15 protein-coding genes are annotated in these 19,785 nt (G+C 43.0%); 10 read left to right on the forward strand and 5 right to left on the reverse strand.

The genetic code is table 11. The annotated features are described in order from the left end of the window. Window positions 1-140 precede the first annotated feature (140 nt). From DEO27_RS01145 to DEO27_RS01170, 6 genes are all read left to right on the forward strand, one after another. On the forward strand, window positions 141-1,097 hold the full coding sequence (locus tag DEO27_RS01145; protein ID WP_112572562.1) for a rhodanese-related sulfurtransferase: 957 nt from the start codon (window positions 141-143) through the stop codon (window positions 1,095-1,097). Window positions 1,098-1,199: 102 nt separating this feature from the next. Further along, a complete protein-coding gene (locus tag DEO27_RS01150) occupies window positions 1,200-4,094 on the forward strand; it encodes a triple tyrosine motif-containing protein (RefSeq protein WP_112572371.1) in 2,895 nt (964 codons plus the stop codon). 249 nt (window positions 4,095-4,343) lie between these two features. Beyond that, window positions 4,344-7,367 carry a SusC/RagA family TonB-linked outer membrane protein gene (locus DEO27_RS01155; protein WP_112572369.1) on the forward strand — a complete coding sequence of 1,008 codons (3,024 nt, stop codon included), beginning with the start codon at window positions 4,344-4,346 and terminating at the stop codon, window positions 7,365-7,367. Between the two features lie 11 nt (window positions 7,368-7,378). Beyond that, a complete protein-coding gene (locus tag DEO27_RS01160) occupies window positions 7,379-8,860 on the forward strand; it encodes a RagB/SusD family nutrient uptake outer membrane protein (RefSeq protein ID WP_112572367.1) in 1,482 nt (493 codons plus the stop codon). Between the two features lie 117 nt (window positions 8,861-8,977). Continuing rightward, window positions 8,978-10,330, forward strand: coding sequence for a glucoamylase family protein (locus tag DEO27_RS01165; protein WP_112572560.1), 1,353 nt, complete (start codon window positions 8,978-8,980; stop codon window positions 10,328-10,330). A gap of 103 nt (window positions 10,331-10,433) precedes the next feature. Next, window positions 10,434-11,231 carry a dienelactone hydrolase family protein gene (locus DEO27_RS01170; protein WP_112572365.1) on the forward strand — a complete coding sequence of 266 codons (798 nt, stop codon included), beginning with the start codon at window positions 10,434-10,436 and terminating at the stop codon, window positions 11,229-11,231. Between the two features lie 238 nt (window positions 11,232-11,469). On the opposite strand, the gene DEO27_RS01175 is transcribed toward DEO27_RS01170, so the two are convergent. From DEO27_RS01175 to DEO27_RS01195, 5 genes are all read right to left on the reverse strand, one after another. Further along, a complete protein-coding gene (locus DEO27_RS01175) occupies window positions 11,470-11,766 on the reverse strand; it encodes a GIY-YIG nuclease family protein (protein WP_112572363.1) in 297 nt (98 codons plus the stop codon). Between the two features lie 110 nt (window positions 11,767-11,876). After that, entirely contained in the window at window positions 11,877-13,028 is a 1,152-nt protein-coding gene (locus DEO27_RS01180; protein WP_112572361.1) for a hypothetical protein, read from the reverse strand. Window positions 13,029-13,121: 93 nt separating this feature from the next. Beyond that, window positions 13,122-13,337, reverse strand: a complete 216-nt coding sequence (locus DEO27_RS01185) for a DUF2442 domain-containing protein (protein ID WP_112572358.1) — start codon at window positions 13,335-13,337, stop codon at window positions 13,122-13,124. A gap of 149 nt (window positions 13,338-13,486) precedes the next feature. Continuing rightward, complete coding sequence (locus DEO27_RS01190) at window positions 13,487-14,212, reverse strand: YebC/PmpR family DNA-binding transcriptional regulator (RefSeq protein WP_112572356.1); 726 nt, start codon at window positions 14,210-14,212, stop codon at window positions 13,487-13,489. A gap of 152 nt (window positions 14,213-14,364) precedes the next feature. After that, complete coding sequence (locus DEO27_RS01195; protein ID WP_112572354.1) at window positions 14,365-15,318, reverse strand: NAD-dependent epimerase/dehydratase family protein; 954 nt, start codon at window positions 15,316-15,318, stop codon at window positions 14,365-14,367. Between the two features lie 534 nt (window positions 15,319-15,852). Between DEO27_RS01195 and DEO27_RS01200 the strand changes: the two genes are divergently transcribed. The 4 genes from DEO27_RS01200 (at window position 15,853) to DEO27_RS01215 (ending at window position 19,450) form a co-directional block, all read left to right on the forward strand. Further along, a complete protein-coding gene (locus DEO27_RS01200) occupies window positions 15,853-16,860 on the forward strand; it encodes an aspartate-semialdehyde dehydrogenase (protein WP_112572352.1) in 1,008 nt (335 codons plus the stop codon). A gap of 76 nt (window positions 16,861-16,936) precedes the next feature. Continuing rightward, complete coding sequence (locus DEO27_RS01205) at window positions 16,937-17,677, forward strand: hypothetical protein (RefSeq protein ID WP_112572350.1); 741 nt, start codon at window positions 16,937-16,939, stop codon at window positions 17,675-17,677. Between the two features lie 72 nt (window positions 17,678-17,749). Beyond that, entirely contained in the window at window positions 17,750-18,532 is a 783-nt protein-coding gene (locus DEO27_RS01210) for a hypothetical protein (RefSeq protein ID WP_112572348.1), read from the forward strand. A gap of 9 nt (window positions 18,533-18,541) precedes the next feature. Further along, complete coding sequence (locus DEO27_RS01215) at window positions 18,542-19,450, forward strand: LysR family transcriptional regulator (protein WP_112572346.1); 909 nt, start codon at window positions 18,542-18,544, stop codon at window positions 19,448-19,450. The last annotated feature ends 335 nt before the right edge of the window (window positions 19,451-19,785 follow it).

The following is a 19,785-nucleotide window of genomic DNA, read 5'->3' on the forward strand; positions in this document are numbered from 1 at the left end:
TAAAGGCGAAAGGTAAAAGGTTTTTTTATCTAAACCAGAAAGTCGCAGCTACCTTTCGCCTTTAACCTTTTGCCTTTCACCTAAAATAATTATCTTTGCGCCGCTCATTTAACACTGTTTGCAGCAGTATCAATGATTTTATGGAAATGTATAATACCCTACTATACTATTGTTATTCAACAATAGATAATGCGGAGCAATTTGCTGCCGATCATTTAAAATTTTGTAAAAGCTTAGGTTTAACCGGGCGCATTATTGTGGCCGATGAAGGGCTTAATGGCACCGTTTCAGGTTCTGTTGAGGCTTGTAAAACCTATATGGATACCGTACACGCCGACGAGCGTTTTGCCAAAACCGAGTTTAAGATCGACGAGGTAGATACTCCTTCGTTCGTGAAAATGCATGTGCGTTATAAATCAGAGATCGTACACTCAGGTCTTCGCGATCCTAACGTTATTGACCCTAAACAAAAAACCGGCATCCACCTGGAACCAAAAGAGTTTTTGGCGATGAAAGACAGGGACGATGTGGTTGTGCTTGACGTACGTTCAAATTACGAGCACTCATTAGGTAAATTTAAAAACGCGGTAACGCTTGATATCGATAACTTCCGCGATTTTCCGGATATGATCAACCAGCTTGCCCAATACAAGGATAAAAAGATCCTGACTTACTGCACAGGTGGTATCAAATGTGAAAAAGCATCGGCATTGCTGTTGCACGAAGGTTTCCCTGAAGTGTACCAGTTGCATGGCGGTATTATTAAATATGGTAAGGAAGCAGGCGGCGAGGATTTTGAAGGCAAATGTTATGTGTTTGATAATCGCCTTTCGGTTGATGTGAACAACGTTAACCCGGTTGTTATTTCAACCTGTTTCAATTGCGGCAAAACAACGCCTAAGATGATCAATTGCGCCAATCCTGAGTGTAATGAGCATTTTACCCAGTGCGATGAATGCGGAACTGCCATGGATGGCTGCTGCAGCGACGCTTGTAAAGAGCATCCGCGCAAACGTGTTTATGATGGCACCGGTTATTACGTAAAAGTTCCTCAGCCGGTTAACGTTAATAAAAGCAAACTACAGCCAATAGCATAATAGCTGTGGTACAATTAATTATACAAGGCTTACCCTTAAGGGTAGGCTTTTTTATTTTGTCGGGTACAAACACTACTTTAGTAAACTGAGCCGCTATATTTTATGCGTAAAACCCTGTGTATTATTATCGTTCTTGTTTTTATATCGGTTTGGCCGGCGTGGTCGGTAGATATTAAAAGTGTAGGTGTTCCCTACATTCAAAACTACACCAAGGCAACATACCAGTTTGGTAATCAAAACTGGTCGGTAACGCGCGATGAGCATGATATCATGTACTTTGGTAACGCCGAAGGTCTGCTCACCTTTGATGGCAAATACTGGCAGCAATACCACATGCCTAATGGTTTAATAGTGCGCTCGGTTAGTGCCGATGGTAAAGGCAGGGTGTATGCCGGTGGCTACGGCGAATTTGGCTATTGGCATAACGATGGCAAGGGCATTTTAAAATATACCTCACTTATAAACCTGGTACCTAAAAAGTTTTTGCCGGTAACCGAAGAAATATGGAAAATATATTGCGATAACAATAGGGTGCTTTTCCAATCATTCGGTGCTATTTACATTTATTCGGCGGGTAAAATAGAGGTTGTAAAAACGCATGAGCCCTATTTGTTCCTTTTTAAAAGCGGTAACCGCTTTTTTGTGGAGCAGTTAACCAAAGGACTTTTTGAGCTTAAAGGCTCAAAGACTGAATATATTGAGGGCAGCAATATTTTAGGCGCAAGTGGTGTGTTATCTATTTTACCATTTCAGCAGGGGAAATATCTCATCGGTACGGCGAAAAACGGTTTGTTTATTTATGATGGCAAAACGGTTAAACCCTGGGCAAACCAGGCTAATGATTTTTTAACAACGTATCAGTTAAATAATGGTGCCGCCATCGCCGGTAAGTATTTTGCCTATGGTACAATTTTGAATGGTATTGTGATCATTGATACAATGGGACGTGTAGTGCAGCACATCAATAAGGCCAGCGGTATGCAAAACAATACTGTGTTGAGCCTATATACCGATGCCAGCCAAAACCTTTGGGCCGGACTGGATAACGGTATCGACAGAATTGAAGTTAACTCGCCATTGTATTTTTATTTCGATAAAACGGGCAAATTTGGCACAGTTTATTCAAGCATCATTTTTGATAAAAAGATCTATCTCGGCACTAACCAGGGCTTGTTTTACAGCGATTGGCTGCCTGATAGCCATAACAGTCCCTTTCAAACGTTCGACTTTAAACTGATCCCAGGTTCGCAGGGGCAGGTATGGGATTTATCCTTACAGGATAACAGGTTGCTTTGCGGCCATAATGACGGAACCTACCAGGTAAACGGAGCCTCTATAAAAAAGATCTCGGATATAACAGGCGGGTGGAACATCAAGAAAATGGCACCCGATATGTTGATGCAGGGTACTTATACCGGCTTGGTGATCTACCGGAAAGACGCGGCGGGCAATTGGCAATACAGCCATAAATTGGCAGGTTTTAGTGAACCCTCGCGCTATGTTGAACGCGATGCCAAAGGCCAGATTTGGGTGAGCCACGCTTATAAAGGCATTTATAAACTCACTTTAAGTGCCGATCAGCGCACTGTGGTATCGCATGTTTATTACGATCAAAAACATGGTTTGCCGGGCAGCTACAACATTAACGTATTTGACCTTGATAATCGCACCGTTTTCTCGTCAGATTCGGGTTTTTATGTGTATGACGATATTACCGACCGTTTTTATAAATACCAGCAGCTTAACAGTAAGCTGGGCACATTTGCAACCTCGAGCAAAATCATTAAGGCCATAGGAAAAAAATACTGGTTTATTAACCAGGGCAGGGTAGGTCTGGCCGATATGTCTGTTACCGGGAAGCTAACTATCGATACCAACAGGTTTTCTATCCTCAACGGGCAAATGGTACAGCATTATGAAACCATCAACCGCATTAATAACTCAACTTATTTGATAAGTGTTGATGACGGGTTTGTGATACTGAATGATGCCGATGCCCAACTGCCCAATATGGTCAAAATACCCAATGTGCTCATCCGCAGGATAGAGAATGTTACAGATAAGGTATCATTAATAAGTGAAGCCGCCGAGGATAGCAATAACATTGAAATACCTTATGCCGAAAATAACATCCGCATAAGTTACTCTTTGCCCTATTACACGCAAGCCAAAATCAGGTTTCAGTATTACTTGGAAGGCTACTCACATCAATGGAGCGAATGGGCGCCGCAAAGCCAGAAGGAGTTTACCAACCTTAACCAGGGCACCTATAATTTCAAGGTGCGGGCTAAGATCAATGATCAGTATCAGTCGGCTGTTTCAACAATAACCTTTACGGTATTGCCGCCATGGTATGCCGGTAAAATAGCCATGGTGTTTTATGTTCTGCTGGCTGTATTGTTGTTTTATGTGATCAGGTATTACTACGGGCTTAAATTGAAAAAACATCAGCAGCAGATTCAGCAAAAACTACAGAAAGAGAAAGAAGAGTTTTTGAAACAGGAGGCTATAGCTAATGAGCAGCATATCGTCAACATAAAGAACGAGCAGTTGCAGGCCGACCTGGCCAGTAAAAGTCGTGAGCTTGCCAATTCGGCTATGAACATAGTTTACAAGAATGAACTGCTGCAAAAAATAAGCGATGAGTTAACCCACCTTAAAGGAGGCGACGGTAAGAAGCTTGCCGACGAGCAGCTGCGCCGCATACAAAAAGTGATTGACGAGGGCATGAGTGACGATCGTGACTGGAATATTTTTGAAACCAGTTTCAACGAAGCACACGAAAATTTCTTTAAAAAGCTAAAAGCGGGTCACCCGGACCTGGTGCCAAATGACCTTAAACTATGCGCGTACCTGCGCATGAATATGAATAGCAAGGAGATCGCGTCACTGCTCAACATCTCGCTGCGCGGCGTCGAAATTCGTCGTTACAGGTTGCGCAAAAAGCTAAATCTGGAGCATGACAAGAACCTCACCGAGTTTCTCATCGAGCTTTAACACTACATCATTACCTCTCATTGTGTCAATTTGAGGCATTGACTGCCATGCATGTTGTGTAGTAGTGTCGGTGCTTTTAACTCGCTGTTAAATAGTTTGTTATGGTTGGTTAAAACATTTCTTGAGAAAGTATTCTTATACAGATGTATTAATGTTGAGTTACAATATTTGTTAAAGGCTGATTATCTGTTCAGCTTTGCAAATCAATAAACCAATTATTTTTTCAATCCGTATTATTTATTAACCACTATGAAAAGAATTTTTACTATTTCAGGGTTGATGTTGTTACTGTTACTTTGTTATGACGCGGCGTTTGCACAAAACGTTACAATAAAAGGTAAAATAACTGACGGCAAAACAGGCGAGGCTTTAATAGGCGTGTCTGTATCAGTTAAGGGAACAACTATAGGCACCCAAACAGATGTAAACGGAGCTTTTACACTTAAAACCCCGGGCAATGCAACTTTATCAGTAGCTTATATAGGTTATGCTACACAAGAGGTAGCCGTTAACGGGCAAACAACCATAAACGTAGCCCTTCAGCCACAAACCAACGAATTGCAGCAGGTAGTTGTTATTGGTTATGGTACCCAGCGAAAGCTTGACGTAACCGGTTCCATAGCTACGGTTAAAGGTGCCGATGTTGCCAAGCAGGCTTCACCCAACGCGTTAAGCGGTTTACAGGGTAAAGTATCAGGCGTACAAATCACCAACAGCGGTACGCCGGGTAAATCACCGGATATTACCATTCGTGGTTTAGGTACTATTTATGGTAATACTAAACCTTTGTTTGTTGTTGATGGTGTTTGGTACGATGATATCAGCTTCCTTAACCCACAGGATATCGAAAGCTTCAGCATTTTGAAAGATGCGTCAAGTACTGCTATCTATGGTATCCGTGCAGCTAACGGTGTAGTTTTGATAGGCACCAAACGTGGTACAAAAGGCAAACCGGTTATTAATTATAATGGCTACGTAGGTTTGCAGGCTGTTACCAACCAGGTGAAAATGGCAAATGCCAGCGAATATGCTACAGCGGTAAATGAGCTTTCGGCATTAAACGGTGGCAGTCCTATATTCACCAATCCTGCATCGTACGGTACAGGTACCGATTGGTACAAGCAAATATTGCGCAAAGCATTTACTACAAACCATGAGGCATCAATAAGCGGTGGTACCGATAAGTATACCTACAACTATTCGTTCGGTTATCTTAACCAGGATGGTATAGCAAAAACAAATAACTATCAGCGTTACACCGTTCACTTGTCAAATGATTTTAAACCGACTAAAAACGTAAAATTCGGTTATACTGCAAGTGCTTTATCTGATGTATCACGCGATGTTAACAGCGCTATTTTCCACCAGTTGTTTGGCGCCGCCCCTACATTACCTGTACGTAAAGCTGATGGCAGCTACGGTGATCCTAATGATTACAACACCGGCGACGGTAATAACTATAACCCGCAGGCTACTATTGATTTCTTTAACCAGAGAACAAAAAACAAGCGTTTTACTTACAATGCTTACGGTGAGGTTACCTTCCTTAAAAACTTCAAATTTAAATCAAGCTTTGGCGGTGATATCAGCCAGAATGAAGTAAGGGCATTTACACCTGAGTATATGGCCACCCTGCGTCAGCAAAGCAATAAAACCAATCTGGATATCAACCATACCGATGTACGTAACTGGATTTGGGAAAACACACTTACCTATGATGTTAAAATAAAAGATCATAAGATTACAGCTTTGGTAGGTTACAGCGCCCAGAACAACCGTACCAGGCAAATAGATGGTAAGGCCGATTATGTTCCGTATGTGAAAAACGGAAGCATCAGAAGTTCATTCCCGGATACCACCAATGTAAATTTCTTTGCAACTCCGGGCAGCCAGATCCACACTCGTGCGTTATCACAATTTGCCCGTGTTAATTACTCGTTCAGAGATAAATATTTGTTGAACGCATCTATTCGTCGTGATGGTGCTTCTCAGTTTTATGGCGATCATACTTATGGCTACTTCCCTTCGGTTGGTGCCGGCTGGGTAATTACCAACGAGGAGTTCATGAAAGATCAGAAAGTATTCAGCAACCTGAAATTACGCGGAAGCTGGGGTAAAGTAGGTAACTCAGGCGTACCAATTAACCCAACCGTACAGGTTATAGCTACTGATCCTTACCTGACAGGTTTATTCGGTAACCCGCTTACAACTTATCCGGGTGCAAGTATTAACTCTATAGTACCACCATCTATCGTTTGGGAAAGAACAGTGTCATCTGATTTCGGTATCGAAGGCGGATTAATTGATAACAAGTTAACTTTTGAAGCAGATTACTATAACAGGGAAACCCAGGATGCTATTTTCGCAATCCCGGTAGCCGGTTCATTGGGTACAAACAACAGCTCATTGATAGGTAACCAGGCAAGCATCAGAAACAGGGGATGGGAGTTTTCATTAGGCTGGAGAGATAACCCGTCTAAAGATTTCAATTACAGCGTTAGCGCTAACCTTGGTATCAACAACAATAAAGTGCTTAACGTAGTAACCGGCCAAAACCCAATTTACGATGGTGGCGAAGGTATTGCCAACGGTGCATTGGCCACCCGTACTGTGGTTGGCCAGCCAATCGGTCAGTTTTATGGTTATAAAGTAACCGGCATTTTCCAAACAACTCAGGAAGTTGCTAACTCAAAACAAAAAGGTGCAGCTCCGGGCGATTTCATTTACCAGGATACCAATAACGATGGCATATTAGATAGCCGCGACCGTGTAGCCTTGGGTAGCCCGCTGCCAAAATATAACTACGGTATCAACACATCATTCACTTATAAAAACTTCGACCTTGCGTTGGATTTTCAAGGTGTTGCCGGTGTAAGTGTTTATAATGCCAATATCGCTTACCGTTTCGGTAACGAAAACTTCACACAAGACTTTTATCAAAACCGCTGGCACGGTGCAGGTACTTCAAATACCTACCCATCAGTAAACGTTGGTAAAACAGCCAACGCGGCGCCTAACTCATTTTATGTTGAAAGTGGTGCATACTTCAGGATGAGGAATGCGCAGTTGGGTTATACCATACCGGGCGATTTCCTGAAGAAACTGAATATTTCAAAAGTCAGGATCTATGCAAATGCGCAAAATGCTATCAACCTGTTCGGCTATAAAGGCTTCTCGCCAGAAATTGGTGGTGATGTAGGCAGCCGTGGTATTGATGCAAGTGTGTATCCGTTGTTTGCTACCTATAATTTTGGTGTTAACGTTACTTTTTAATCAATATAAAGATGAAAAATAGTACAAAATATTCGCGTAAGGTCGTTGCTTTAGGTCTTATCGCTTCAATCATATCGTTCCAGAGCTGTAAAAAAAGCTTCTTAAATGTTGACCCGGCTCAAAATACCGCGGCAACCCAGTTTTTCAAAACACAAGATGATGCCACTAAAGCGGTTAGCGCCATGTATGCTAACCTGCGCGAGTGGAACAATATCGCTTTTGCGCCTATCGCTGTAGAAAGCATGGGTTCTGACGATGTGGAAAAAGGCAGTACCGCCAGCGATGCTACCTTTTTTAACGACTACCACAACTTTACCATTACTTCGGGCGATGCTCAATTAGGTGGTTTCTGGAGAGGGCAGTATCAAACTATCAACTTTGCCAACCAAATCCTGACCAATGTTCCCGGCATCACCATGGATGAAACCTTAAAAGCAAGATATCTGGCCGAAGCTAAATTTATCAGGGCTTATGCATATTTCAGGTTGGTTAGGGCTTTTGGCGATGTGCCATTGCGTTTAACGTTACCTAAAAGTGCGTCGGAGTACAATTTGCCACGTACTGCCAAAGCACAGGTTTGGGCAGCTATTGAAACAGATTTAAATGATGCAGCCAATGTATTGCCGCAAACCTACAGCGCTGCCGATATAGGCCATGCTACCAAGGGCGCCGCTATTGCCTTGCATGCTAAAGTTGCTATGTACCTTAAAAAATGGACTGATGTATTAAATTACACAAACCAGGTAATGGGTATGGGCTATTCGTTGTTTCCTGACTATGAACAAATGTTCCGTACTAATCATAAAAACAACCAGGAATCGGTATTTGAAGTACAGTGCGCTTTAATTCCTAACAATCCGGATGCTTCAAACTCACAATACTCGCAAGTACAGGGTGTACGTGGTGTTACCGGCGGTGGCTGGGGCTTTAACGTGCCAAGCGCAGGTTTAGCTGCTGCTTACGAAACCGGCGATCCACGTCGCGACGCTACTATCATTTTCAGGGGCGAAACTACGCCAGAAGGTGATAAGATCCCTGCAACAGGCGATAACCCGATGTACAACCAAAAATCATACGTTCCGTTCAGTATGTATGTTTCTGGCTTTAACGAAGGTTGTCAGCAAAACAAAATTGTACTTCGTTATGCCGATGTGTTGTTGATGAACGCTGAAGCTAATAACGAATTGGGTAACTCTGCGGCAGCGTTAATTCCGTTGGAGCAGGTTCGTGCCCGCGCCCGCGGCAGTAATGCCGCTATTTTGCCAAAGGTAACTACAACTGATCAGGCTACGCTTCGTACTGCTATATACCAGGAAAGAAGGGTTGAACTGGCTATGGAATTTGAACGTTATTTCGACGTGATCCGTCAGGGTAGGGGTACTGCAGTTTTCGGCTCACGCGGTTGGACAGCAGGCAAAAACGAAGTTTGGCCTGTGCCTCAAACCGAGATCGACCTGAGTGGTGGTGCATTAACACAAAATCCTGGTTATTAATTAACCGATAACAATACACACAGTTGATTTGATTATGAGGTTGCCTTGTTGGGTTTAACGGGCAACCTCTCTTTTTTAATGAAAACCCTGTTTTTCATATTCAAACGCAAAAGCTTGATGAAAAAACTATTAATTACCCCGGTACTTATGTTGGCTGCCATTTGCTGCTTTGCCCAAAAAGCAGCAAAGAAATCAGAAGATGGCATTAAGCCTGTTGGTATTATTAAAAACCTGACGGATAGTGCCCTGCTTGACGTGGTGCAACGCCAAACATACCGTTATTTCTGGGATTTTGGTCACCCGGTAAGCGGCCTGGCCCGCGAGCGCAGCAATACTTCTTTTGATTATGGCAGTGAGGTAGTAACTACGGGTGGCTCTGGTTTCGGCATTATGTCGCTCATTGTGGCCGACAGCCGCAAATGGATCACCCATGATCAGGCGGTTGACCGCATGGTGAAAATCGTTAACTTTTTATACAAGGCTGATGCTTTTCACGGTGCTTTCCCGCATTGGTTAAATGGCGAAACCGGTAAAGTGATCCGTTTTGGCCGTAAGGATGATGGGGCGGATATTGTGGAGTCGGCTTATCTGTTTCAGGGCTTATTATGCGCCAGGCAGTACTTTACCGCCGATGATCCCAAAGAGCGCCGCATTCGTGATGTGATTAACTGGATGTGGGGTGAAATGGAATGGAACTGGTTTACCCGCGATGGCCGTGACTATCTTTACTGGCACTGGAGCCCTAACAATGGTTGGGCCATGAACTTTCCTATCCATGGTTTTAACGAATGTTTGATCACTTATGTACTTGCCGCGTCTGCCGAGCGTTACCCGGTTGGTGCCAACGTTTATCATAATGGCTGGGCACAAAGCGATTTCTTTAAAAACGGAAGAACTTTTTATGGTTTTAAATTACCGCTGGGATTTGATTATGGTGGTCCGCTGTTCTTTTCTCAGTACTCGTTCCTTGGCTTAAACCCTAAAGGCTTGAAAGACCAGTATGCCGACTATTGGGAGCAAAACAAAAATCACACCTTAATAAACCACGCGTACTGTGTTGATAACCCTAAAAAATTTAAAGGGTACGGCGAAAACTGCTGGGGCTTAACTGCCAGCGATAACTTTGAAGGCTACAACGCGCATTCGCCAACTAATGATCTGGGGGTTATTACACCAACGGCGGCGCTTTCGGCATTCCCTTATACGCCCGAATATTCGATGAAAGCACTGCGTCATTTTTATTATGACCTGGGCGATAAGATCTGGGGTGAATACGGTTTTACGGATGCTTTCAGCGAATCGCATAACTGGTATGCAAAGTCGTACCTGGCTATTGACCAGGGACCCATTGTTGTGATGATTGAAAACTATCGTACAGGATTATTATGGAAACTTTTCATGAGTTGCCCCGAGGTTCAGGGCGGATTGAAGAAGCTTGGCTTTGAGAGCCCGGCTATCGCCAAAAATTAAATCAGTATAGTTGATAAACAAAACGCGGTTAAAGCAGTTAAATTTGTTTTAAAGCAATAACCAGTGATTATATTGGTTATAAAACAAAAACGCTGTTTAGCCCATGATCAAAACAATACTCGTAACAGGAATGCTAAGCTTGCTCTTAGCATTCTCTTTTTCAGCCGGAGCCCAAAATTTGACCTCGTTTGACAGGGGGAGTTATATCTATAAAGTAGATACGCTGCCATACCGCATTTTATTCCCCAAACACTTTAATCCGGGACAGAAATATCCCCTGGTGTTTGTACTGCATGGCTCGGGCGAGCGGGGGAACAATAATGAATCGCAGCTGGCTTATGGCGCTCAAAGGTTTTTGCAGGATAGCGTACGTGAAATGTATGAGTCGATCGTTGTTTTTCCGCAATGCCCGGCAAAAAGCTATTGGAGCAATGTAAAGCAGGTTACCGATTCGGCAAGCAATAAGCGTAAATTTATTTTCCAGGAAGATGCGCCGCCAACTATGGCTATGATCATGCTTATGGGCCTTGTAGAGCAATTTTTAGATAAACCCTTTGTCGATAAGCATAAGGTGTACGTAGGAGGCCTCAGCATGGGCGGAATGGGTACATTTGAGATCATTGGTCGCGAGCCTAAGGTGTTCGCAGCCGCTTTTGCTATTTGCGGAGGCGACAACACCCTAAACGCTAAAAAATACGCCAAAAAAGTTCCACTCTGGATCTTCCACGGTAATAATGACCCAGTGGTGCCGGCAGACCATTCGCAGGTAATGGTTGATGCCATTAAAGAAGCGGGAGGTAGCCCAAGGTTCACCCTATATCCAGGCGTAGGCCATAACAGCTGGGATAATGCTTTTAAGGAACCGGATCTGCTGCACTGGCTGTTTTCCCATAGTAAGTAATGGAAGACATAAAAACTATGTCATTGCGAGGAGGAACGACGAAGCAATCGCATGCTATACAGGACGGCTGTGCTTCCGTGCGGTTGCCACGCTACGCTCGCAATGACATGGTTTTGTTTATTTTGCGGGTTTAAAGCGAACGGCGATGGTAACATAAAAGCCATGTCATTGCGAGGAGGAACGACGAAGCAATCGCATGCTATACAGAGTTTTTATATAAAGTATAAGCCCGTTTTTCTCAATCGTACCAACCATCGCTTAGATCTTTCCATAATGGATTTTCTGTAATTATCAGATCAATTTTCTTTTGACGTGAACCCGCTTTTAACTGCTTTTCTCTTGCAATAGCATCCTGAATCCACTGGAAATCTTCGATGTAAACAAGTTTATTGCAATTATACGTCGCAGTAAAACCATTAAATATTTTCAGTTTATGTTCAGAAACGCGATTCTTAACGTCATTGGTTACACCAATATATAACACAGTGTTTGATTGATTAGCTATAATGTAAACAGAGTATTGGTGTAGTTTCATGCTGTTAATTTACAAAATGTTCGATAACAAAGCGACTCTGTATAGCATGCGGTTGCCACGCTTCGCTCGCAATGACATGAACCTTTAATTTGAATGAGAAAGTTATTGACCTATTCTTCTCCCTCTGATTTTTTAGGAAGATTTTTGGCGTTGAAACGCGGCTTAAAACCTAATTTAGGCGCAGGCGTTTCTGTAGCAGGAGCCTGAGGCTCATCTGTTGAAGTTTCCTCCTTTTTACCATCAGAAGCTTCTTCTGGTTCAGCTGCTTTGGGCTTCATCGCGGCAGCGTTAAAGCGTGGTTTAAAGCCAAGTTTTGGTGCAGGAGCTTCAGCAGAGCCCGACTTTTCTTCTTCTGTTGGCTCTGTAGATTCGGCCGATGGTTTTTCCTCTTCAACCGGTTGTTCTGGTTCTGCCGGCTTCGGTTTCATCATAGCCGCGTTAAAGCGGGGTTTGAATCCCATTTTAGGAGCAGGTGCCTCGGATACCTGTGATTTAGGCTCTTCAGCAGGTTTTTCTTCTTCAGCAGGCGCTTCATTTTCTGCGGGCTTAGGCTTTACCATGCCTGCGTTGAAACGTGGCTTAAAGCCCATTTTAGGTGCCGGTGTTTCCGAAGCGGGAGTTTGAGGTTCGTTCGCCGCAGCTTCCTCTTTTTTATCTTCAGCCTGTGGTGTATCCGTCTCCGCAGGTTTTGGTTTTACCATAGCCGCATTAAAGCGTGGTTTGAAACCTGGTTTGGCAGTTGCTGCAGGCGTTTCTACAGCCAGGGTAGGGGCTTCAGCCTGTTGTTCTTTATCGGTTTCTGCTGATGTCTCACTTGTTGCCGGTTTAGCTTTTGCCATGGCCGGGTTAAAGCGTGGCTTGAATGCCGGCTTTGGTGTAGTTTCTGCCGATGGGGTTTCCGGTGTTGCAGGTTCTGTCGATTCCTCTTTAGGTTCTTCGGCAGGAGTCACGGGTTTAGGTGTCGCTGTTGCCCGGAACTTTGGCGTAAAACCAATTTTGGACGAAGTACCTGGTTCTATCAGGCTTTCGGTAATGGTTTGCTCAGCAAGTGGGTTTTTGATGTGTACTTTTTCGGTTTTAACTTCAAGCGGGATCGGGAACTGACGCCTCAATTTATTAAACCAGTACTTTTTTGTATGGTCGAAACTTTTTTCGCCCATCTGCTCAAAATGATCTTTAAATTCAGAAAATAAAGCCGGTTCACCCTGTTCAAGAGCTACAAGGTCAATTCTTTTCTTCTTTAAAAATTCTTCAAAAACCATTTTTCTTAGATATGAGATGTTAGATATGAGATTTGAGATAATGAGGGCCGAGAGCCTTGTCTCATATCTCAGGTCTCATATCTCAATTCTAAACTACAGCGTTACATCCACATCCAGCTTATTAAAGCGGATGCCTTTTTCGGTTTGGCTCCAGTCTTCACGCTCTTCGTCGGTAGCGTTTAGTAGTTTCGGGAACCATTCTAACGGGAAAGCCTGGGGTTTGCCACCATCGGTTTCAACAAATAGCAATCCGTTAGCAAAGGTTACCTTTACTTTCCGCTCGCCTTTTCGTGTGTTTAATAGTGGCATGTTGTTTCCATTTTATGTCATTGCGAGGAGGAACGACGAAGCAATCGCATGCTGTACAGAGCGGCTATGCTTCTGTGCGATTGCCACGCTATCGCTCGCAATGACATGTTTTTTTTATTAAATCGAAATTCCGAAATCCGATATCAGAATTACTCCGCCATATTGTGATAAACCGCCTGTACGTCGTCGTCTTCTTCCAAACGGTCAATCAGTTTCATGATTTCAGGAACCTGATCTTCGCTAACAGCGTGGAATGATTGCGGAATGCGCTCCAGTTTAGCCGATTTTACTTCGATACCCATTTCTTCTAAAGTCTTTTGCATTTTACCAAAATCTTCAAAAGCGGTGTGGATTACTGCAACATCGTTGCCGTTTTCGTCGGCTTCAACAAATATTTCTTCCAGGCCTGCATCAATCAATTCAAATTCAAGCTCTTCCAGGTCACGGTCACCGGGCTCAAAAGTGAAAACCGATTTACGGGTGAAGATAAAATCAAGCGATCCGGTTTTACCTAAGGAACCACCATATTTTGTAAAGTAACTGCGCACGTTGGCAACGGTACGATTGGTATTATCGGTTGCGGTTTCAACCAAAACAGCAACGCCGTAAGACGCGTATCCTTCGTAAACAAGCTCTTCGTAATCTTTTTCATCGCGGCTGCTGGCACGTTTTATGGCTGCCTCAACACGGTCTTTAGGCATGTTTACAGCCTTGGCGTTTTGCACCGCGGTACGCAGGCGTGAGTTGGTGTTAACATCCCCGCCGCCGGCTTTTACAGCCATTACAATTTCCTTCCCTAAACGGGTAAACTGCACTGCCATTTTGGCCCAGCGCTTAAACTTTCTTTCTTTGCGGAATTCAAATGCTCTTCCCATGTGTTTTTAGTTCATTGTTCATGGTTGATGGTTCATGGATCAACCTTGTTGTTTTACAAAGCTTTGCCCTATAAAGACAAGGCGGTAAATATAATATTTGTTTATAAAAAGGCGGATAAAAACCTTTAACCTTTATCCTTTCGCCTTTAACCTTAAATTATCGTTTTCAAGTTGGTCAGCATATCGGCTACCATTTTAGGCAGATCATATTCCAATTTCCAGCCCCAATCATTTTGCGCGTAGCTATCATCAATTGATTTTGGCCAGCTATCGGCTATAGCCTGGCGCGGATCATTATCGCTGTAGCTGATCTCAAATTTAGGGATCAGTTTTTTGATTTCTGCCGCCAATTGCTCGGGCGTAAAGCTGATGCCTGCAAGGTTATACGATGAGCGGATGCTGATCTGTTCTGCTGACGCGTCCATCAAACTGATAGTAGCCCTGATGGCATCATCCATATACATCATGGGTAGGGCAGTACCTTCGGCCAGGAAACTTTCGTAGCTGCCGGTTTTTAATGCATGGTGAAAAATATGTACCGCATAATCTGTTGTGCCACCGCCGGGGTTAGCTTTCCAGCCTATTAATCCCGGATAGCGGATACTGCGTACATCAAGTCCGTATTTATTAAAATAGTATTCACACCAGCGTTCGCCGGCCAGTTTACTGAATCCATAAACCGTATTGGGATCCATGACGCAATACTGCGGCGTATCATGCTGCGGTGAATGCGGACCGAAAACCGCTATTGAACTTGGCCAAAAAACTTTAGCTGTTTTAAACTCCACCGCGAAATCAAGTACGTGCAGCAAGCCGGTCATGTTGAGGTCCCAGGCCATTTTAGGCTTTTGCTCGCCTACTGCCGAAAGAATGGCGGCCAACAGGTAAACCTGCGTGGGGCGGTGCTTGTCAAATATGTGGTGCAGGTTGTCTTTATCAAGCACGTTGATCAGTTCAAACGGCCCGGTGCTGCCACGCATGGCATAGGTAGGGCTATTAATATCTGAAGCTACAACAGCCTCGGCCCCATGTATATTTCTCAAAGCCATTACCAGTTCGGTGCCTATCTGGCCATTGGCGCCTATCACTAAAATCTTTTCGCTCATGCAATTTTGAGTTTACCGCGCAAAGGTAGGAAATTGACCGTTGATTATTTTTTGATTGCGTTGATTACGCTGATTTTTTGACCGTTGATTTCTGTCTGAATCAGAATCTCCAGAATTTAAGGATTTACAGAATTGCTCAGAAATCTGAACTCGAATTAAACGAATTATTAGAATTTCTTGAATTTTGCTCGGCATTCTATCAATTCCCTTAATTCTAAAAAATTCCGGTTCAGAGAAATTAATCGCTTTCATAAGTCACAAGTCAGCCACCCGCCAGTCCGTCGCTCAAGACTTGCGCCAGTAAAAGATATTCTGTCAATTTTCAAATTCTGGAGATTCTGATTCAGACAAACAAACCACTCACCTAATCAACTCAATCAACCTCCAACCCAATACTCCATAAAAACCATAGACTTTATATTTTCAGGATACCAAAAAAATGTGCATATTTGAGGGTTTAACTTTTAAAACGCATAATTAATTAAAAACAGGCGCTGTGAAGCAGCCTGATACATTTCAAAAACAATTTAAAAAATGAAAGTCGCAGTAGTAGGTGCTACAGGATTAGTAGGCACCAAAATGTTGCAGGTTCTTGCAGAACGCAACTTCCCCGTTACAGAATTAATTCCCGTAGCTTCAGAAAAAAGTATTGGTAAAGAAATTACTTTTAAGGGTAAGCAGTTTAAGGTGGTTTCTGTTGAGGATGCGATTAAGATGAAGCCGGACGTAGCAATTTTCTCGGCCGGCGGAAGCACTTCATTACAGCAAGCTCCTTTATTTGCGGCTGCTGGTACAACTGTTATTGATAATTCATCGGCATGGCGCATGGACCCAACCAAAAAACTGGTTGTGCCCGAAGTAAACGCTGATGTACTTACCGCCGAAGATAAGATCATCGCTAACCCAAATTGCTCAACCATACAAATGGTAGTGGCTTTAAAACCACTGCACGATAAATACAAAATTAAAAGGGTAGTAGTTTCAACCTACCAATCTGTTACCGGTACGGGCGTTAAAGCTGTTGATCAGTTATTTAACGAGCGTAAAGGTATTGACGGACCGAAAGTATACCCTTACACTATCGATTTAAACGTGATTCCGCAGATTGACGTATTTACCGAAAACGGTTATACCAAAGAGGAAATGAAAATGATCCTCGAAACTAAAAAGATCATGGGCGATGATAGTATTAAAGTAACTGCAACCACAGTGCGTATCCCGGTAATGGGCGGTCACTCTGAGTCGGTTAACATAGAGTTTGCAAATGATTTTGACCTGACCGAAGTTCGTGAGCTGTTGGCTAACGCACCGGGCATTGTTGTGGTTGATGATACCGCTAACCTGAAATACCCAATGCCGCTTGACGCGCATGATAAAGATGAGGTATTTGTAGGCCGTATCCGCCGTGACGAAACTCAGGATAATACACTTAACTGCTGGATAGTATCTGATAACCTGCGTAAGGGTGCAGCTACCAATGCGGTACAAATTGCCGAGTACCTTGCTGCTCAGCACCTGATCGGTCAGCCGGTTGAGGCGTAAATAGCTATTACTTTTCAAAAGAATAGGATAGGGATAGTCATTTGATTATCCCTATTTTTATGCCGTAATATTTGATATGAAAATCCTAAAGCTTATTGCAATTTTTTGCGCCCTTTCTACCCGTCTCTTTGCGCAAACTCCCAAATCCATTGAGGCCGATTTTGACAAAGCATTTGAAAAGATTAGCTATTGGAATGAGCATTCATCTGAAGACACCAATGGGGACGGGTTATTTACTGCCAATTTGCAGATTGAAGCAAAAGTGAAATCTTATACCCAAAAATGCCCTGCAGCACTTGATCAGGCGTTTAAAAACATAGGTCTTGTATCCGAAGATGGTTTGTTCAGGATATTATCATGGGATACCATGACCGGGGGCACGCAACATGCTTATGAAAACATTATCCAATATAAGTCGGCGGGTAAAACCTTCACCATTGTAGATACTGTAAAAAACGACGATGATTACATATATGCCTATAATAAGTTACATACTTTGAAGGTTGGGAGCGAAACCTATTACCTTACTACTTATTATGGTATTTTCCATACATATGACATGGGAGCCGGGATCAGGGTATTTGCCATTCAGAATGGTAAACTGAATGATAAGGCAAAACTGATAAAAACCAGGAGCGGTTTAACCCATAAATTATATTATACTTATCATGTTGGTGAGGAACTCCAAAACGGGCTTGAATACCATCCGGAACAAAAAATAATTACATTTCCTGTTGTTATTGGCGATGGAAAAGTAACCGACAATATTATCACCTACAAATTTAACGGGCAATATTTTGAAAAAATAAAAAGCTAAAAAACAGGTAACTGGCAACGATGATAACAGAATATCCGCCCGGTTTGCTTTTTTTGCGTATCTTGTTTACCGATGAAAACCTTTAAGTTTATAATTGTTTTCTGCTGCTGTTTTTACTCAGCAAATTTGTTTGCCCAAAGTCCGCAGGCCATTGAGGCCGATCTGTTACGGATTTTTAAAAGGGTAAACTATTACGGCTCCCACAAAAAAGAGTGGAAGGCTATTGATTCATTAGAAAAAATGAACAAGATCTTTGGCTTTAAGCTAAAGTATTATACCTCCAAATATCCTGAAACCATTAATTATCCTTTTACCGAACTGGTTAAAGAGCGGGTAGTGATTGCCTCATCTGCCGATGGTTTGTTCCGTACCTATTCATGGGATACCAGGTTGGGCAGTACCGGGTATGATTTTGATAACGTTTTGCAGTACAAATTTAACGGCCAGGTTTTCTCTTCCTTAAAAATGGATTCGGTAGGGAAAAAGCATAACCCGGTGTTTTGGTATTCAAAAATCTACACGCTTAAAGCGGGGAGCAAAACCTATTACCTTGCAGCGTATAATTCGGTACGGTCGAGTGTTGACGCCACGCAGGGCATCCAGTTTTTTGCTATCGAGAACGCTAAACTGAACGGTGCAGTACTGTTGGTTAAAACCACAACGGGTTTGCATAGCAAGCTGTATTTTGATTACAATTTTCTGTCGGTGGTTGATATGAAGGTGATCCCGACTATTTATTACGATGCCAAAACACAAACCATCCATAGCCCCTTAGTTAATGCAAAACGACAGGTTACCCGCGACTATATCGTATATAAATTTACCGGCAAGTATTTTGAACGGGTAAAAAACTAACTTTGCCGCATGATCTCTTTCGCTCACCGTGTATTTATGGAAGTTGCCGCCAACTTGAGTTTCAGTAAGGCCGCACAGGTGCTGTTTATTACGCAGCCCGCCATTAGCAAGCATGTAAAGGCACTTGAAGATCAATACAAAGTGCCCTTGTTCGAGCGTAAAGGCAACAGTATTTTGCTTACCGAAGCAGGTAATAAACTAAACGAATACCTGCAGCAGGCAACAGAGATTGAACGGAAGGTTGAGTACGATCTTTCGGTGTTAAGCAACTTGTCACAAGCTGCCGGGCATTTGCGTTTGGGGGCGAGTACAACTATTGCCCTGTATATTTTACCTTCGATACTTTCTGGTTTTCAGCACGAGTACGCCAATGTTGATGTGCAATTGGTAAACCGCAACAGTGAGTATATCCTAAACGCTTTGCTTGATCATGAAGTTGATATTGGAATTATAGAAGTAGATAATAAGATTACTCAAGTATCATATAAACCTTTTATGAGCGATGAGGTGATCCCGGTTTGCTCGGCTAAGAGCCCACTGGCGGGTAAATCATTAACCTTAAAGCAGTTTGTAAAAACGCCATTAGCCGTGCGTGAACGTGGCTCCGGTACCCTGAATGCGGTATTGAAGGCTTTGTCGGCTTTACATATAAAACCGGCAGATTTGTCGGTAAAGATCCGTTTGGGTGGTACCGAGGCTTTGAAAAACTTCCTGCTGGCCGATCAGTGCCTGGGCTTTATGCCGCGACCATCTATTATCCGTCAGCTTGCCGAAGGCGACCTGGTTGAAGTACCTATTGAAGGCTTAAAAATTACCCGTGATTTCTTCTTTATCCGTCGCAAAGGTACTGAGGACTACGGGTTGACGAGCAATTTTATTAACTACGCCTTGCAGCATATTGGGCACTCTGCCGAATAATCGAATGCGAAAGATTTGATCTTTCTTAGAAGATATTTAAAATTCATTAATGCAAATTACAGGTATGTGAATGTTCATTGCCGTTGGTTTTAACCAACGGAATAATGAATAGCGGCAAATGGGCTTTAGCCTAAATCTGCTCGCTTTAATTGGGCTAAAGCCAAGACTTTTTAGTTTTTTTACCGTTGGTTAAAACCAACAGCAATGAATATTTTGAATTTTAAACAGCTACGCGATTGTTTTGATCAATGGCGGGTTGGCAGATTTAAGACTCTTTAAAGGGGCAGCGTCATGTGCTGCCTTTTTCATTATATGCCTTTGAAAGATAGGACGGA

It is taken from the genome of Mucilaginibacter rubeus (genome assembly GCF_003286415.2).
GTDB classification, from domain to species: domain Bacteria; phylum Bacteroidota; class Bacteroidia; order Sphingobacteriales; family Sphingobacteriaceae; genus Mucilaginibacter; species Mucilaginibacter rubeus_A.

Excerpts from the sequence above, each read along its gene's own strand:
- DEO27_RS01145 (WP_112572562.1), top strand. The coding sequence starts at position 141 with ATGGAAATGTATAATACCCTACTATACTATTGTTATTCAACAATAGAT.
- DEO27_RS01150 (WP_112572371.1), top strand. The coding sequence starts at position 1,200 with ATGCGTAAAACCCTGTGTATTATTATCGTTCTTGTTTTTATATCGGTT.
- DEO27_RS01155 (WP_112572369.1), top strand. The coding sequence starts at position 4,344 with ATGAAAAGAATTTTTACTATTTCAGGGTTGATGTTGTTACTGTTACTT.
- DEO27_RS01160 (WP_112572367.1), top strand. The coding sequence starts at position 7,379 with ATGAAAAATAGTACAAAATATTCGCGTAAGGTCGTTGCTTTAGGTCTT.
- DEO27_RS01165 (WP_112572560.1), top strand. The coding sequence starts at position 8,978 with ATGAAAAAACTATTAATTACCCCGGTACTTATGTTGGCTGCCATTTGC.
- DEO27_RS01170 (WP_112572365.1), top strand. The coding sequence starts at position 10,434 with ATGATCAAAACAATACTCGTAACAGGAATGCTAAGCTTGCTCTTAGCA.
- DEO27_RS01175 (WP_112572363.1), bottom strand. The coding sequence starts at position 11,766 with ATGAAACTACACCAATACTCTGTTTACATTATAGCTAATCAATCAAAC.
- DEO27_RS01180 (WP_112572361.1), bottom strand. The coding sequence starts at position 13,028 with ATGGTTTTTGAAGAATTTTTAAAGAAGAAAAGAATTGACCTTGTAGCT.
- DEO27_RS01185 (WP_112572358.1), bottom strand. The coding sequence starts at position 13,337 with ATGCCACTATTAAACACACGAAAAGGCGAGCGGAAAGTAAAGGTAACC.
- DEO27_RS01190 (WP_112572356.1), bottom strand. The coding sequence starts at position 14,212 with ATGGGAAGAGCATTTGAATTCCGCAAAGAAAGAAAGTTTAAGCGCTGG.
- DEO27_RS01195 (WP_112572354.1), bottom strand. The coding sequence starts at position 15,318 with ATGAGCGAAAAGATTTTAGTGATAGGCGCCAATGGCCAGATAGGCACC.
- DEO27_RS01200 (WP_112572352.1), top strand. The coding sequence starts at position 15,853 with ATGAAAGTCGCAGTAGTAGGTGCTACAGGATTAGTAGGCACCAAAATG.
- DEO27_RS01205 (WP_112572350.1), top strand. The coding sequence starts at position 16,937 with ATGAAAATCCTAAAGCTTATTGCAATTTTTTGCGCCCTTTCTACCCGT.
- DEO27_RS01210 (WP_112572348.1), top strand. The coding sequence starts at position 17,750 with ATGAAAACCTTTAAGTTTATAATTGTTTTCTGCTGCTGTTTTTACTCA.
- DEO27_RS01215 (WP_112572346.1), top strand. The coding sequence starts at position 18,542 with ATGATCTCTTTCGCTCACCGTGTATTTATGGAAGTTGCCGCCAACTTG.